Here is a 15,211-nt window from a genome sequence, read left to right on the forward strand (position 1 = left end):
GATGGCGGATGCGGATACCGGCGGCGCGGATGAATTAACCCGGCCCTGATTGATTTCGAAGCCCGCAATAAAAATGCGCCCCGAATCGAGGCGCTCTTATTGCTGAATATCGAAATGAATATCGCTGAAACTGGAATAAACCCGAAAACCGCAGAGGATTACCGGCGGAAATGCCTATCGCGCGACGGAAATAAATTCCTCGTATTCGGGTTGGAGCTTGCAATGATCGACCGCCTGCAGTCGCCATGCACCGTCCGGGTGCTCGCCGGCGAGTACGGCGGGACCCTGTTCGCGCTGTGTTGCGTCGAACGACAGGCCCTTCAACTGGCACACGGCGCTGCCGCCGTCGGCCGCGCAGAGGGCCATTGCGCCTTCGACGTCCCGGACTTTACCCCAGGTCGGAAGGTCGATGCCCTGATGTGCCTCGCGCGACCACAGCCCCTCGTCGGTATCGACCCACAGCACCGCGAATGCGTGCCGGGTTGCCGATTCACTGCCATTAATCCGAATAGTGAGGCGCATTGGATCGTCTCCTGAGAAAATGACGCATTCGACCGTTTTGGTTTGAACAGTCTAGATAGACTGTCACGAAACGCAAGCGATAATCCGCAATAAATCCGAATGGGGTCTATTGGCGTTTCGTATGAAACGACGTCTGACGATTCCAGGGGATTCCGTCGCTGCACGCCAACGCAGACGGCACCGTGTCCAGGGTGCGGCAAGCTGCCGCTGCCGCGACCGGGACATGCGATGACTAGCCGAAGGGCGCGTCGATGTGTCGCGCCGCGGCGGCGATTGAAACCGTGATGGGCCGGCGGGGTCCGGCGGCGCGGTAGCCCGCCCGGCGGCCGCCGGATCGGACGTTTCGTCGATTTGACGGCATGGCCCGCACGACACACTCAGACATTCGCGCACAAATCCACACACTTTCACGAAACTTTCGGGACAGACTTGCATGCGTTCGGGCCCCACACTGGGACTTTCCCGATCTGCGCCATGGACGCCCGTCCGTGGCGGTCTGTCGCCGCCTCGTGCCAGAGACCCGATCGATGCGATCGCGGGCCACAAGCCCGATCGGGACGGCCGTGGCGAGCATCGGCGCCGGCCCGGCCCATGGCAGTGCGCAGCCCCGAACGGGCAGCGCCGCCGTCCGGCCGACCCTTCGAAGGAGACTATCGTGCTGATCTGGAAAACCGCGTTGTCGCTCAACTGGCGGACCAGCCTCGTGTCGCCGGCCAGCGCGCCGGTCGCGGCGGCCAACGTCAGTCGGCTGGTGCTGACCGGCGCCACCGGCTTCATCGGCAGTACCGTGCTGACGGCGCTCGTCAACGCGGGGCTGCTCGATCGTGTCGTGTGCGTCGTGCGCGCGGAGAGCCGCGGCCATGCGGTCGCACGGCTGCGTGAAGCGGCGTTGCGCGCGGGGCTCGCGCCGTACTGGGCGTCGCGCCTGGGCGATGCGAACGTGATCGTCGGCGCGCTCGGCGACGTCTGGCAGGGTGCGGATGCGTCGCGCCTGGCTGGCGCGACGCACGTGATTCACTGCGCCGGCCATGCATCGCCGGCCGACGGCGCGCACCTGCAGGCGGACATTGCCGATTCGCTGTCCTTCGCCGCCCGCTTCGCGCGTGCGCCGCAGCTGCAGCGTTTCGTGTACGTCGGCACGGCCTATGCGCATGCGGGCCGCGGCGGAATCGTGCAGGAGGGCGTCGCGACCGACGCGGCACACGGCGACGAAGCGCTGCCCGGCGCGGTGCTGGCGGCCGACTACCTGCTTGCGAAGGCGCAAACCGAGCAACGCCTGCGCGAGCTCGGGCTGCCGCTCGTCGTCGTGCGTCCGTCGCACGTCGTCGGTCACACGGTGCTCGGCACGCGGCCCGCGCCGAATTCGTTCTGGATGTTTCGCGTCGCGCATGCGGCGCGCCGTTTCACGGCCCGGCCGATGACGCGCATCGACATCGTGTCGGTCGACGACGTCGCGCGCGCGACGATGCTGCTCGCCGTGAAGCCGACGCTGATGCACGACGTGTATCACGTGTCGGCAGGCGACGAGGCGCCGCAGGTCGCGCAGATCGTTCGCGCGATGGACGAGGCGGCGGGCGTGACGGGCGCGCCGCGCTACGCGGCCTGTGCGCCGGCCGAGTTGCCGCTCGTGGTACGTGACGTGCTGGGGCGGCCCGATCCGGCGCTCGAGCGCGTGATCGGCAGGGCGTTGCAGCGTTGTGCGGAATTCGCGACGGTCGATCGCGTGTTCGACAACCGTCGCGTGCGCGACGAAATCGATTTCGAACCGTTGCCGTTCATCGATTACGTCGAGGAGTGCATGCGGACGTCACGCGGCGTCGCGGTGACCGAGCTGATGCGCGGCGCGCTGCAATGAGCCGAGGCGAGTCCAGTCAAGTCGGGTGCACAGCCTGCATGCGCCACGCCGGCGCCGCCGGGTCCTGTTCGCCGCCGTCCGGCGGCGGCAGGCCCTAGGGCGCGTTGCCGAGTTCGATCAGCCGGTCGAGCGCGCGATAGATGTCGTCGAGGCCGTCCGCGCCGAAGCGCGCTTCGAGCTGCCGATACTGCTCGTCGATGCGCGGACCGATTTCGGTCACCAGATTCCTGCTTTGCGGCGTCAGGCTCACCAGCAGCCGGCGCTGATCTTCCTGCGCGCGCGTGCGGGTAATCAGCCCGTCCCGTTCCATCCGTTCCAGCACGCCCGTGAGGCTCGGACTCAGGATGCAGCAGCGGCGCGCGATCTGGCCGGCTTCGAGCGCGTGCGCCGGTTCGCCGTCGAGCACGCGGATGATCCGCCATTGCTGTTCGGTGAGCGCGAATTCCTTGAGAATGGGGCGGAACCGGCCCATCAGCGTTTCGCGGGCCTCGAGCAGGAGCATGGCCAGATTGCGATGGTCGAGCGTGCGGTTCATCGGGGTAGAGAATGGACGGGGATGCATCAATCTTAACAGCCCGTGGTGATGAATTTCTTATCTCAGGGTAATCGAGGTTGCCGGCGTCCGATTGCTCGATTTCCCGAAGCGACGCGCACCGGACGGATGTTCCCGGGCGCGCCGCGTCAATCGGAATGACCCACTATCCCGCGCTCCGAGGCGCACGCCCGACGCCGATGTACCTCCCCGGCGTCGTCCCCGTCGCCCGGCGGAACATGTCGATGAACGCGCTCACGTTGTCGTATCCGAGATCGAGCGCGATGGTCGTGACCGGCACGCCGTCGGCGATCTTCTCCAGCGCACGCAGCAGTCTGGCCTGCTGACGCCACTGCGCAAACGTCAGCCCCGTCTCCGCGACGAAGCGGCGGCTCATCGTCCGGGCGCTGATGCCGGCCCATTCCGCCCACTCCTCCAGCCGCCGACCGTCCGCGAGGTTCGAGGCCAGCGCGTCGGTGATGCGCACGAGCCGCGCGTCGCGCGGCCGCGGCAGCGCCAGCGATTCCACCTCGGACGAGGCGATTTCGTCGAGGACCACCTCGGCGATCCGCGTCTGCGCCGCGTCGAGTGCGGCGCCATCCCAGCTTGCCGCGCGCTGCACGGCTTCGCGCAGCAACGGCGACGTGCGGATCGCGCGCGGTGTGTCCGGCAATGTCGCGCAGCGCGCTTCGGCGACGAACGCCGACCAGCCGGAAATCGGCCCGAATGAGCGCAGCGAATGCCGGCAATGCGGCGGAATCCAGATCGCATGAATCGCCGGCACGACCCAGTCCTGGTCGTCGAGACCGATCGTCAGCAATCCGCTCGATGCGCCGACGAGCTGGCCCCGCGCATGCGCGTGCGGCGGCGTCACGCGCGGATCGCGTTGCGACAAAACGGCGGCGACGACGAACGGGCCGTCGTCGGACGTGACGAGTCGGGCGGGCAGGAGTGGATCGGACATGGCTGGATCAAGGTATCGAATGGCATATATACCGGAGTTCGGCCGACTTCGCACGCCTACACTGCGTCCATCGATGACAACCGGAGTGCGACACGATGCGAGCCGAACAGATGCTTCCCGACCATGCCGACCGGATCGAGGCGGGCGGGGTGACGATCCGCAAAGGTACAGTGGGCGCGTTCATTGCCAACGCGCGCGTGCTGGTCGGTCCCGGCGCATCGGCGGCCGAGCGCGCCACCGCGGAAGCCGACCTGATCGACGTGCTGCCCGCGCTGCGGGCGCTCGGATTGTTCGATGTCCTCGAAGTGCGCGACGCGGCGCTGCGCGCATGGCTCGATGCACGGTAATGACGGACGGGAAGCCCGGTTGCGATACGGGATTCGCAAACAGCAAGGAACCAACATGAAAGCAGCAGTCGTGGCGTGTGCCGGTCAGGGTCCGGTTTATTCGGAGTTCGAATCGCCGCGCGCGCTGCCGGCTCACCGTCTGATCGACGTGACGGCATCCGCGCTGAGCCGGCTCGCGCAGGGGCGCGCCGCCGGCACGCATTATTCGTCGGGCGGCGGCTATCCGTTCGTCGTCGGCGTCGATGGCGTCGGGCGCGTCGGCGACGGACGGCGCGTGTACTTCTTCGGCGCCCCCGCGCCGTTCGGCGCGATGGCGGAGCGCACGATCGTGCCGGACGCACACTGTGTGCCGCTGCCGGATGAGCTGGACGATGTCACGGCCGCCGCGATCGCGATTCCCGGCATGTCGTCGTGGGCGGCATTGACCGAGCGCGCGCGGCTCGCGGCAGGCGAGACGGTGCTGGTCAACGGTGCGACGGGCACGTCCGGACGGCTGGCCGTGCGGATCGCGAAGCATCTGGGCGCCGCGAAGGTGATCGCGACGGGCCGCGATACGGTTGCGCTGGATGCATCGCTGAAGGCCGGTGCGGATGCGGTCGTGTCGCTGCAGCAGGAGGATGCACACCTTGCCCGCGCACTGGAACCGCATTTTCGCGCGGGCGTGGATGTCGTGCTCGACTATCTGTGGGGCGCCAGCGCGCAGGCGTTGCTCGTCTCGGCCGCGAAGGCGACGCCCGAGGGGCGCCGGCTGCGTTTCGTGCAGATCGGCTCGATCGGCGGTGCGGACGTGCTGCTGCCGGGCGCGGTGTTGCGCGCGACCGCGATCGAATTGATGGGAAGCGGTCTGGGCAGCGTGCCGCTGCCGCGCTTGCTGGCAGCAATCCGCGGCGTGTTCGGCGCCGTTGCGCCCGCGGGCCTGGCGATCGAAACGCGCGCCGTGCCGCTGTCGGCGGTCGGCGAACATTGGGGCGATGCGAATAGCCGGGTTCGCCCCGTGTTCGTGATGCGCGTCGACTGAACGGCTGCTGGCGCGCAGCGGGCATCACACGCCACGCGCATGTCGAGCGGCGCGGTGAGGGCCGCTCACCCGCACTCAGGCGGCATCGCGCAAAGCGGGCGGTGCCGTTCGACCATGACCGGCGCCGCCCATTGCATCGGATTCAGAACCGCTGCTGAATCCCGGCCGTCACGCCGACCTGCGTCGTCCCGTATCCGGCAAAGTCGCGCGACACGCCGACCTTTTCCCCATGCTGCGCGATCGCGAACGCGCCGGCCGCATACAGCACCGTGCGCTTCGACAATGCATATTGCGCGCGCACCGACACCAGCGTCGGGTCCGCATCGCTGCCACCCTTGATGTTCTGGTGATAGACGGCCGCGATCATCGAAAACGTCGGCGTGAACTGGTACGACCCGCCGAGCCAGAACATGTCGCTCAACTGGTTCGCGGCGCTGGTGTGATACGTGCGCCGATAGTTGCGATAGCCGGCCATCGTCTTCAGGTTGCCGAAGTCGTAGCTCAGGCCCGCATGGATGCCCTGGATGTAGTTGACGGTATCGGCCGGCGTGACGCTGTCGGCTGCGCCGTTCTGCCGGTCGAACGTGACGGCCGCGGCGAACGGGCCCGTCTCGTAGCCGAGCGCGAAGTCGTATTTCGAGCTGGTCTTCACGCTGCCCGGCACGTTGCCGAAGCCGTACAGCGCGCCGAACTTGAAGCCGCCGAATTCGCTGTCGTAGCGCACGGCGTTCGACGAGCGCGTGAAGAGGCCGTCCTTGCGGCCGCCGGTCGCCATCGACGACGTCGCCCACGAGTAGTTCTGCGCATACCCCATCGGGTCGAACGGCAGCATGTAGTCGTAGGTGACGGTGAAGTTGCGGCCGAGCGACAGCTCGCCCCATTTGCCTTTCAGGCCGACCGTCGCGCGGCGCGCGAAGATCGAATCGGCGCCGTCGTCGAACGTGCCGTTCGCGAGATCGATCCCGCTTTCGAGGCGGAACACGGCCTTCAGCCCGCCGCCGAGATCCTCGACGCCGCGCAGGCCCCAGCGCGACGTGTTCTTGTTGCCGGATTTCAGCTTGAACGAATTGCCGCCGTCGGGCGCCGCGTGATTCGCGTATTCGATGCCGGCATCCATGATCCCGTACATCGTGACCGACGACTGCGCATGCGCGGCGCTTGTCGCGAGCCCGGCCGCGACGGCCGAGCCGGTCAGGACGGCGGTGCGAAGGGAACGTTCTGCGCGTGACTTCATTGACGGTGTCTCCTTGGGTTCTTGTGGGTTGGGGTAAAACGGGTGCGCGGCGCGCAGCCGTCCGCGGCGGACGCCGGGAAGCGTCCGCCGATCGTGCGTGTCGGGACGGGATGCGCGCCGGAATGCGTGCGCGGCGGCGCGCGCTGGCCGCCGCGCCCGGGTCAGCCCGCTTTCGCGAACGCCCAGCAGTCGTTGGTCGGGAATTCGATCCAGTGCTTGCCGGCCGCGCGCGGCACGTGGCCGAACGCGCGCAGGCGCATCTCGCCGCAATGGAACAGGTATTCCCAGCGGTCGCCGAGATACATCGACGTGACGAGATCGGCCTGCAGCCGGTTCGCTCCGGGACCGTCGGCGACCTGCACGCGCTCGAGACGGATCACGGCCTGCGCGTCCTGGCCCAGCGCGAAGCTGTCGCGCGCGAGCGCCTGCAGTTCCCAGCCGTCGCCGGCGAGGGTCACGCGCTCGCCGTCGATGGCCGCGACGCGTGCGTCGATCCGGTTGTTGCTGCCCATGAATTCGGCGGTGTACAGCGAGCGCGGCGCGCCATACAGCTCGGCGGGCGTGCCTTCCTGTTCGATGCGGCCGTTGCGCAGCAACAGGATGCGGTCGGACATCGCCATCGCTTCGGTCTGGTCGTGCGTGACGCAGAGCGCCGACAGCCCGAGCGACACGATCAGCTCGCGCAGCCACGCACGCGCTTCCTCGCGCAGCTTCGCATCGAGGTTCGACAGCGGCTCGTCGAGCAGGATCACCGGCGGGTTGTAGACGAGCGCGCGCGCGATCGCGACGCGCTGCTGCTGGCCGCCCGACAACTGGTGCGGAAAGCGTTCGGCGAGATGACCGAGGCCGAGCTGGTCGAGCGCGGTCTGCACGCGGCGCTTCTGTTCGGCCGGCGCCACGCGGCGCAGCTTGAGCCCGTAGCCGACGTTGTCGGCGACAGTGCGGTGCGGCCACAGTGCGTACGACTGGAACACGAGGCCGAGCGAACGCTGTTCGACGGGCAGGTCGACGCGCTGCGCGCCGTCGAAGAACACCCGGTCGTCGAGCTGGATGCGCCCGTCGGACGGCTGTTCGAGGCCGGCCACCGCACGCAGCAGCGTGGTCTTGCCGCTGCCCGACGCGCCGAGCAGGCAGACGACTTCGCCCGCCTTCAGTTCGAACGACACGCCCTTGAGGATCGGGTTGGCGCCGTAGCTGAGATGCAGGTCGTCGACGATGAGCTTATCCATGAAGTTTCACTCCGAAACGCAGGGCCACGCCGAGACCGGCGCCGACCATCGCGATGTTGATGACAGAGAGCGCGGCGACCTGGTCGACGGCGCCGGTCGCCCACAGCGACACGAGCAGCGCGCCGATCACTTCGGTGCCGGGCGACAGCAGATAGACGGCGGTCGAGTATTCGCGCTCGAAGATCATGAAGATCAGCAGCCACGCGGCGAGCAGGCCGAACCGCACGAGCGGCAGCGTGACGTCGAGCGACACGCGGCTGCGCGTCGCGCCGACGCTGCGGCCGGCTTCCTCGAGCTCCGGGCCGACCTGCAGCAGCGCGCTCTGGATGAGCCGCATCCCGTACGCGAGCCACACGACCGTGTACGCGATCCAGATGCTCCACATCGAGTTCTTCAGCTCGCGCAGGCCGGGGACGAACAGGAAGATCCACAGGAACGCGAGACCGGCGAGCAGGCCCGGCACCGCGCGCGGCAGCAGCACGAGGTAGTCGAGCAGTTTGGTCGCCCAGTCGTGGCGGCGGTGGCCGGCGAAGGCGACGAGCGAGTAGAAGCCGACCGCGAGCGCACCGCCGATCACGCCGATGCCGAGCGTGTTGACGATCGCGCGCACCAGGTTGTCCTGCTCGAACAGCTCGGTGAAGTTCGACAGCGTCAGCACGTCGCCGAGCGCGACGCCTTCGCCCCAGTTGGTCACGAACGCGCGCAGCACGATGCCCGAGATCGGCACGATCACGGTCAGCATCAGCCACAGTGCCACGATCGCGAGCGCGACCCAGCGCCAGACGCCGAGCGGCAGTACCGTCGCGCGGCCGGCCTTGCCCTTGACGGTCACGAAGCGGTTCGCGGTCTTCAGCAGGCGGCGCTGCAGCAGCACGAGCGGGAACGTGATCGCGACGATGCACACCGCGACCGCGGCCATCAGGTGATACGACGGCACGCCGAGCTTGTTGGTCAGCTTGTACAGGTAGGTCGCGAGCACGAGGTGGCCTTCCGGATCGCCGAGCACGAGCGGCAGCCCGAACACCTCGAAGCCGAGAAAGAACACGAGCACGCCGGCGAACAGCAGCGCGGGCATCGTCATCGGCAGGCTCACGTCGAGCGCGACGCGGAACGGGCGGGCACCCGTCACGCGCGCGGCTTCCTCGACGTCCGAGCCGAGGTTGCGCAGCGCGGCCGACGAATACAGATACACGTGCGGCACGTGCGTGAGCCCGACGATCACCGTGATCGCGAAGATCGAGTACACGTTCCAGGGCACGCTCTGCACCCCGAACAGCTCCTTGAACCACACCGAGTAGAAGCCGACCGGGCCGGCCGCGACCACGTAGCCGAACGCGAGCACCATCGGCGACACGAACACGGGCGTGAGCAGCAGCGGTTCGAGCCAGCGGCGGCCGGGCAGGTCGGTGCGCACCATCAGGAACGCGAGAATGCCGCCGAGCGGGATCGAGATGAACAGCATCCCGCCGGCGATGATGAACGAGTTCGTCACGGCCGACCAGAAGTCGGGGTCGGTGAAGATGAAGCGGAAGCCTTCAATGCCGAGCGTCTTGTTCGCATCGAAGAACGGCGCGGACAGGAAGCTCTGGAACAGGATGAAGCCGAGGGGCAGCGCGACCGCGATGGTGAGCACCGCGACGACGATCCAGCGCAGCATGCCGGCGAGCGGCTGCAGGCTGTTGGCCGGCAGCGCGGGGATCGCGCCGCCGTGGCCGGTGGAGGGCGGAGCGGCCGGCGCCGTTCCGCGTGTGCTGGTTGAAAGCATGAGTTCACCCCTGCGGCCATCCGGATGGCCGCCTCTAGGAAGTCGGTAAGGGGAAGGGGCCGCCGCGCGCGAAGTGCGGCGGCGGCTCGTGGTCGGCCGAAGCCGATCAACCGGTCAGCGCTTGATTGCCTGCTGCCATTGCTTCAGGAACGCGAGGCGCTTCGACTGGTCGAGATAGACGAGCAGGCCGGTGCCGATCTGGATCGGCTTCAGCGAGTCGCCGAGTTCCTTCGTGAGGCTCGCGGCCGACGTTTCGCCGTTCACGTCCGCGCGGATCGCGTACAGGTTCGCCTGGTTCGCGATCAGCGTCTGGCCGCGCTTCGACAGCAGGTAGTCGACCCACAGCTTCGCGGCGTTCGGGTTCTTCGCCTTCTTCGAGATCGTCGCGAGGCGGCTCACGACCTGCGTGTAGTCCTTCGGAAACACGTAGCCGATCGACTTGTCCTTCTTCGCCTTCGCGTACGCATACGAGCCGATGATGTTGTAGCCGATCAGGTTCTCGCCCGACGAGATCCGCTCCATCATCGCGCCGGTGCTCGACTGCAGCTTCGGGCCGGTCGCGCCGATCGCCTTCACGAGCTCCCACGTGACCTTCTCGTTCACGTGCGCGTCCTGCGTCAGGTAGTTGAAGCCGACGCCCGATTTCTCGATGTCGTAGGTCGTGACCTTGCCCTTGAACTTGTCGGCCTGCGTGGTGAGCAGCTTGATGAGATCGGCGCGGGTCTTCGGCACTTCGTTCTCGGGGATCAGGCGCTTGTTGTAGACGATCGCGAGCGGCTCGAACGTCGTGCCGTACGCCTGCTTCTGGTATTGCGCCCATTGCGGCACGTTCGGGCTTTCGGGCGAATCGTACGACGCCATCAGCCCGTCGTTGACGAGCTTGACCTGCAGGTCCATCGCCGAGCTCCACAGCACGTCGGCGCTCGTGCTGCTCGCCGCGTTCTCGCTGATGTAGCGGTTGTACAACTCGGTGCTGTTCATGTCGTTGTACTCGACCTTCACGCCGTACAGGCTTTCGAAGTCCTTGATCAGCGGGCGGACGAGACCCGTGTCGGTCGTCGAGTAGACGATCAGCCTGCCTTCCTTCTTCGCGGCGTCGACCATACCCTGGTAATTACCCGGATACCCGGCCGGAACCTGCGCGGCGGCGCCACCGGCGACGGTGCCCAGGACGATCGCCAGCGCGGCGGCGAGGTGCTTCGGTGCAAACGGCATGTCTTCCTCCAGTTACCTGTGTGTTGTTCGAGTGACGCGGATGTTAATTGCGACGCACTTTCAGCCTGCTTTCATTTCGGTTCACAATAGCGGCCTTTGAGTCATGGATTTCCCGAGGTCCCCATGCGTGTGCTGCTTGTCGAAGACAACCCGAACCTGGCGCAATCGCTGAACGACGCGCTGAGCGCCGCGCGTTTCGCGGTCGATCACATGACGGACGGGGAGGCGGCGGATCACGTGCTGCGCACGCAGGATTACGCGCTGGTGATCCTCGATCTCGGCCTGCCGAAGCTCGACGGGCTCGAGGTGCTGCGGCGGCTGCGCGCGCGCCGCAATCCGGTGCCGGTGCTGATTCTCACCGCGCACGGCTCGGTCGAGGACCGCGTGAAGGGGCTCGATCTCGGGGCCGACGATTATCTCGCGAAGCCGTTCGAATTGACCGAGCTGGAGGCGCGCGCCCGCGCGCTGATCCGGCGCAGCCTCGGCCACGAGCATTCGCAGGTCGAATGCGGGACACTGTCGTACGACAGCGTCGATCGCAGTTTCCGCCTCGCCGGCGAACCGTTGTCGCTCACGCCGCGCGAGCGCTCGGTGCTGGAAGTGCTGATCCTGCGAAACGGCCGCGCGATCAACAAGGAGACACTGTCGGAGAAGATCTTCGGGCTCGACGAGTCGGTCAACGCGGATGCGATCGAGATCTACGTGTACCGGCTGCGCAAGAAGCTCGAGAACACCGGCATCGCGATCGTCACGCTGCGCGGGCTCGGGTATCTGCTCGAAGCGAAGGCGGCGGAATGAACCGCCTCCGCGCCCGCGCTCGGCCCGTCGCCGCTGCGGCCCGGCGGCACGCATGATGCGTCGTCCAAACTTGCGCACGCAGGTCGCGCTGTGGCTGCTGCTGCCGCTGCTCGGGCTGCTCGCGCTCGACTCGTGGCTCACGTACCAGCGCGCGATGAGCGCCGCGCACGTCGCGTTCGACCGCACGCTGTCGTCGTCGCTGAAGTCGATTCGCGAAGGCGTGCGGCTCAACGAGGGCGAGATCGAGGTCGATCTGCCGTATCTCGCGCTCGAGATGTTCGAGTCGGGCGACGGCGGCAAGATCTACTACCTGATCCGCGAAGACAACGGCCGCACGATCACCGGTTATCCGGACCTGCCGCTGCCACCGGGCGACGGCGCGCTGTTCGCGACGCGCTACTACGACGTCGTCTATCGCGGCGAGCAGTTGCGCATGGCCGCGCTGCGCGTGCCGGTGCACGACGTGCCGACCGCGCAGACGCGCATCGTATGGGTGATGGTCGGCGAGACGATCGAGGCGCGCCAGGCGCTCGCCCGCGAGATCCTGATGGGCTCGCTGCTGCAGGAGGGGCTGCTCGTCGTGCTCGCGCTCGGGATCGTGTGGCTCGGCGTCGGGCGCGGGCTGCGGCCGCTGAACCGGCTGTCGGCGACGGTCGCCGCGCGCAGCGACGCCGATCCGACGCCGCTCGACACCGGCGGCATGCCGAGCGAGCTCGCGCCGCTCGTCGAGTCGATCAACCAGTACATCGGCCGCCCGCAGCGGATGCAGGTCGCGCGCCGGCGCTTCTTCGCGGATGCGGCCCATCAGCTGAAAACGCCGCTCGCGGCCGTGCAGGCCGGCGTCGAGCTGGCATTGCGGCCCGACGAGCAGCCGCGCGTGAACGTGCATCTGCGGCGCGTGAACGGCGCGGTGCGGCAGGCAGCGAAGATCGTCCAGCAACTGCTGTCGCTGTCGCGGCTGGATTCGGACAGCGGCCAGGCCGTCGCGCACCAGCGGCTCGCACTGCACCGGCTCGCACGCAGCGTGACGCTCGACTGGTCGCCGGTTGCCCGCGCGCGCGACATCGATCTCGGGTTCGAGCACGAGGCCGATGTCGACGTGCTCGGGCAGCCGGACCTGCTCGGCGAAATGATCGGCAACCTGATCGACAACGCGATCCGCTACTCGGGCGATCGCGCGGTGATCACGGTGCGCGTGTCGCGTGACGGCGAGCATGCGCGGCTCGACGTGATCGACAACGGGCCGGGTATTCCGGCCGGCGAGCGCGACACGGTGTTCGAGCGCTTCCACCGAGGCAGCAAGACGCAGACGGTCGAAGGCACCGGGCTCGGGTTGTCGATCGTGCGGGAAATCGCGCGCGTGCACCAGGGCAGCGTGACGCTCGCGGATGCGGTGGGGGGCGGACTGATCGTGACGGTGACGCTGCCGGCGGTTCTGGCGGCGACGTAGAAGCGCCGGCGCGACCGGCGCACCGGTCAATCGCCGAAGCCGATCTCCGCTTCGACTGTCTGCCCGACCTCGAGCCATGCGCCCGCGCCTTCGACGACGATCGCGTTGATGCCGAACGTCAGCGCGTCTTCGTAGTTCGGGTTCGCGCGATAGGCCTGCATCGTGTCGGTCGGCTCGTGCGGCCACGCCGGGTTCGGTGCGCCGGTCGCCTGGTCGATCGTCGGCATCGGGCAGCGCGTGCACAGCTTCACGAGGCGCAGCCGCACGGGCGTCGCGCCGTCGGCGTCGAGATGTTCGATGAAATCCTCTTCGTATGCCTCGAGATCCGACACGACGATGTTCGGACGGAAACGGTTCATCGGAATCGCCGGCGCACCTTTCGCGGCGAGCTTCGCGTTCAGGTCGTCGAGCGACGACTGGCCGATCACGAGCAACGGATAGCCGTCCGCGAACTGGGTGTGCGTATCGATGTCGCCGGTCCATTTGCGGTTGCAGCCGCGGCGTGCGTGGGCGCCGAAGCGCGCGAGCTTCAGCGGCATGCCGAGGAATTCGGTGAACCACGCGGCCGTTTCGGCACCGGTGTCGATCGCGTCGACGGTGTCGCGCCAGACGGTCGCGGCCATCTTCGGCGTCGCGGGTGTCGCATCGCCGTCGAGCGGCGTGCGGATCGCCGGCATGCCCGGCGCGTTCAGCACCAGCGCATCGCTTTCGAGCGCGGTGCGGATCAGCGCGAGGCGCGGGTGCGTGCGTTGCGTGATCATCATCCCGTCCGGGGTCGTGATCAGCCAGTGGCGATCGTATGCGAGGCCCGTTTCGAGCAGTTGCGAGCGCGACAGTGCGATGCCGGCGCAGGATTTGATCGGGTAGACGAAGAGTTCGGAGATGGCTGGCATGACGCTGGCGGACAGGCGAGGTGGGTCGAATCGCGATTGTGCCAGATCGTGCGAAAGCCGTTCGGGCGGTTGCGCGCCGCCGGGCGGCCGCTCACGCCAGCGGAAAACCGAGGTCGAACGTCGTGCGCACGTCGAGCGGCTGGCGCAGCAGCCCGGCCTTCAGGTAGAAGTCGGCCGTGCGCTGCTGCTCGGCGATCACCGTCGCGTCGATCGCCTGCCAGCGTGTGTTGCGGCGCTCGAACTGCAGCTTCGCGGCGGCCGGCGGGATGCCGATGATGCGGGCAAGCGCCGCGGAATACGCGTCGACGTGTCGGTACGACCAGACCTGCGCGCGTACGACGCGTTGCACGAAATCGCGCAGCACGTCGCGCTTCGACGCGATCGCCGCGTCGGTTGCCGCGACGTAGCTGAGGCCCGACCACAACCCTCGACCGTTGACCAGCACGCGCGCGCGGCCGCTCGTTTCGGCAAGCGCGGTGTATGGCTCCCACGTCGCCCACGCGTCGATCGATCCGGTTGCGAGCGCAAGCATCGTGTCGGCCGGCGACAGAAAGCGGAACGACACGGCGTCGGGCGGCAGCCCGGCCGCGTCGAGCGCCTTCAGCGTGACGAAATGGCCGATCGAGCCGCGTGTGGTGCCGATGCGCTTGCCTTTGAGGTCGGCCGCGCCTTTGAGTGTCGCGTCGGGCCGCACGAGCACGGCGGTGCCGTACGGGTCGGAACGGCTCGCGCCGATCACCTTGATGCGTGCGCCGGACGCGAGCGCGAAGATCACCGGTGCATCGCCGATCGGCCCGCAGTCGACGGCCGCCGCGTTCAGCGCCTCGGCCAGCGGCGCGGCGGCCGGGAACTCGGTCCACGCGATGTCGTATGCAAGCCCGTTCAGTTCGCCGGCCGCTTCGAGCAACGCGCGCAGTCCGCCTTTCTGGTCGCCGGCGCGCAGCAGCGGCCGGGCGCCCGATTGCGCGTGCAGTGCGGCCGGAGCCAGGGCGACGGAGGCGAGGGCGCTTGCTTGCGCGAGGAACTGGCGTCGGGTCGGATTCATCGTGAGGTTCAGTCGGGGAAATGATTCGGAAGCGGTTCGGAAACGGTACAGGATTCAATGAGGGAGTCCGGCCTGCACGTCGCGCACCGGTTCGGCATCCACGCGCAGCAACAGGGCAGTCAGCGGATCGGCGTTCGCGGCGACGGTCGACGGCCGTGCGGCCGCATCGGAGCGGCACAGCAGGTCGCCGGCCGACCAGCCCGCGCTGCCCGGCAACGCACGCGCGCGCAGCCAGCCGCGCCGGTCGGCGAGCAACTGCGTGCCGCCGAGCGCATCGGGGGTCACGCCCGCGATCGTCGCGAACGCTTGCCATGCGCCGGGCGTCGACGCGACGCAGTTCGCCC

14 protein-coding genes and 1 pseudogene are annotated in these 15,211 nt (G+C 68.0%); 5 read left to right on the forward strand and 10 right to left on the reverse strand.

The genetic code is table 11. From position 1 onward, the window contains the following. Positions 1–174: 174 nt before the first annotated feature. A complete protein-coding gene (locus J7024_RS33465; protein ID WP_124826129.1) occupies positions 175–522 on the reverse strand; it encodes a DUF3564 family protein in 348 nt (115 codons plus the stop codon). Between the two features lie 655 nt (positions 523–1,177). On the opposite strand from J7024_RS33465, the gene J7024_RS33470 reads away from it, so the two are divergent. Continuing rightward, positions 1,178–2,377: an SDR family oxidoreductase gene (locus J7024_RS33470; protein WP_124826128.1), complete on the forward strand. Its 1,200-nt coding sequence runs from the start codon at positions 1,178–1,180 to the stop codon at positions 2,375–2,377. Positions 2,378–2,471: 94 nt separating this feature from the next. Here J7024_RS33470 and hpaR read toward each other — a convergent pair whose 3' ends face one another. Together hpaR and J7024_RS33480 are read right to left on the reverse strand one after the other, a co-directional pair. Further along, positions 2,472–2,912, reverse strand: coding sequence for a homoprotocatechuate degradation operon regulator HpaR (hpaR, locus tag J7024_RS33475; RefSeq protein WP_124826127.1), 441 nt, complete (start codon positions 2,910–2,912; stop codon positions 2,472–2,474). Between the two features lie 163 nt (positions 2,913–3,075). Further along, a complete protein-coding gene (locus J7024_RS33480; RefSeq protein ID WP_124826126.1) occupies positions 3,076–3,873 on the reverse strand; it encodes an AraC family transcriptional regulator in 798 nt (265 codons plus the stop codon). A 95-nt stretch (positions 3,874–3,968) separates the two neighbouring features. On the opposite strand from J7024_RS33480, the gene J7024_RS33485 reads away from it, so the two are divergent. Beyond that, positions 3,969–4,220 carry a hypothetical protein gene (locus tag J7024_RS33485; protein ID WP_124826125.1) on the forward strand — a complete coding sequence of 84 codons (252 nt, stop codon included), beginning with the start codon at positions 3,969–3,971 and terminating at the stop codon, positions 4,218–4,220. 55 nt (positions 4,221–4,275) lie between these two features. After that, a complete protein-coding gene (locus J7024_RS33490; protein WP_124826124.1) occupies positions 4,276–5,238 on the forward strand; it encodes a quinone oxidoreductase family protein in 963 nt (320 codons plus the stop codon). Between the two features lie 142 nt (positions 5,239–5,380). Here J7024_RS33490 and J7024_RS33495 read toward each other — a convergent pair whose 3' ends face one another. The 4 genes from J7024_RS33495 to J7024_RS33510 all read right to left on the reverse strand — a co-directional run bounded on the left by J7024_RS33495 (position 5,381) and on the right by J7024_RS33510 (position 10,681). Continuing rightward, positions 5,381–6,472: a porin gene (locus tag J7024_RS33495; protein WP_124826123.1), complete on the reverse strand. Its 1,092-nt coding sequence runs from the start codon at positions 6,470–6,472 to the stop codon at positions 5,381–5,383. Positions 6,473–6,633: 161 nt separating this feature from the next. Continuing rightward, on the reverse strand, positions 6,634–7,701 hold the full coding sequence (locus J7024_RS33500) for an ABC transporter ATP-binding protein (protein ID WP_234745852.1): 1,068 nt from the start codon (positions 7,699–7,701) through the stop codon (positions 6,634–6,636). Then, entirely contained in the window at positions 7,694–9,466 is a 1,773-nt protein-coding gene (locus tag J7024_RS33505; RefSeq protein WP_124826121.1) for an ABC transporter permease, read from the reverse strand. The genes J7024_RS33500 and J7024_RS33505 overlap by 8 nt, the downstream gene beginning before the upstream one ends. Positions 9,467–9,580: 114 nt before the next feature. Further along, the gene (locus tag J7024_RS33510) at positions 9,581–10,681 is read right to left on the reverse strand and encodes an ABC transporter substrate-binding protein (protein WP_124826120.1); all 1,101 of its coding nucleotides are present in this window, start codon (positions 10,679–10,681) and stop codon (positions 9,581–9,583) included. A gap of 123 nt (positions 10,682–10,804) precedes the next feature. On the opposite strand from J7024_RS33510, the gene J7024_RS33515 reads away from it, so the two are divergent. Together J7024_RS33515 and J7024_RS33520 are read left to right on the forward strand one after the other, a co-directional pair. Next, positions 10,805–11,479: a response regulator gene (locus J7024_RS33515; protein ID WP_124826119.1), complete on the forward strand. Its 675-nt coding sequence runs from the start codon at positions 10,805–10,807 to the stop codon at positions 11,477–11,479. Positions 11,480–11,534: 55 nt separating this feature from the next. Then, on the forward strand, positions 11,535–12,929 hold the full coding sequence (locus tag J7024_RS33520; RefSeq protein ID WP_234745853.1) for a sensor histidine kinase: 1,395 nt from the start codon (positions 11,535–11,537) through the stop codon (positions 12,927–12,929). A gap of 26 nt (positions 12,930–12,955) precedes the next feature. On the opposite strand, the gene J7024_RS33525 is transcribed toward J7024_RS33520, so the two are convergent. The 3 genes and pseudogenes from J7024_RS33525 to J7024_RS33535 all read right to left on the reverse strand — a co-directional run. Beyond that, positions 12,956–13,822, reverse strand: a complete 867-nt coding sequence (locus tag J7024_RS33525) for an MOSC domain-containing protein (protein ID WP_175750557.1) — start codon at positions 13,820–13,822, stop codon at positions 12,956–12,958. A gap of 91 nt (positions 13,823–13,913) precedes the next feature. Beyond that, on the reverse strand, positions 13,914–14,867 hold the full coding sequence (locus tag J7024_RS33530; RefSeq protein ID WP_124826117.1) for an ABC transporter substrate-binding protein: 954 nt from the start codon (positions 14,865–14,867) through the stop codon (positions 13,914–13,916). Positions 14,868–14,921: 54 nt separating this feature from the next. Next, positions 14,922–15,211 (reverse strand): annotated as a pseudogene (locus J7024_RS33535) (cytochrome c); the annotation flags it as partial.

Origin of the sequence: Burkholderia sp. WTPI3, assembly GCF_021483755.1 — a bacterium.
GTDB lineage: Bacteria > Pseudomonadota > Gammaproteobacteria > Burkholderiales > Burkholderiaceae > Burkholderia.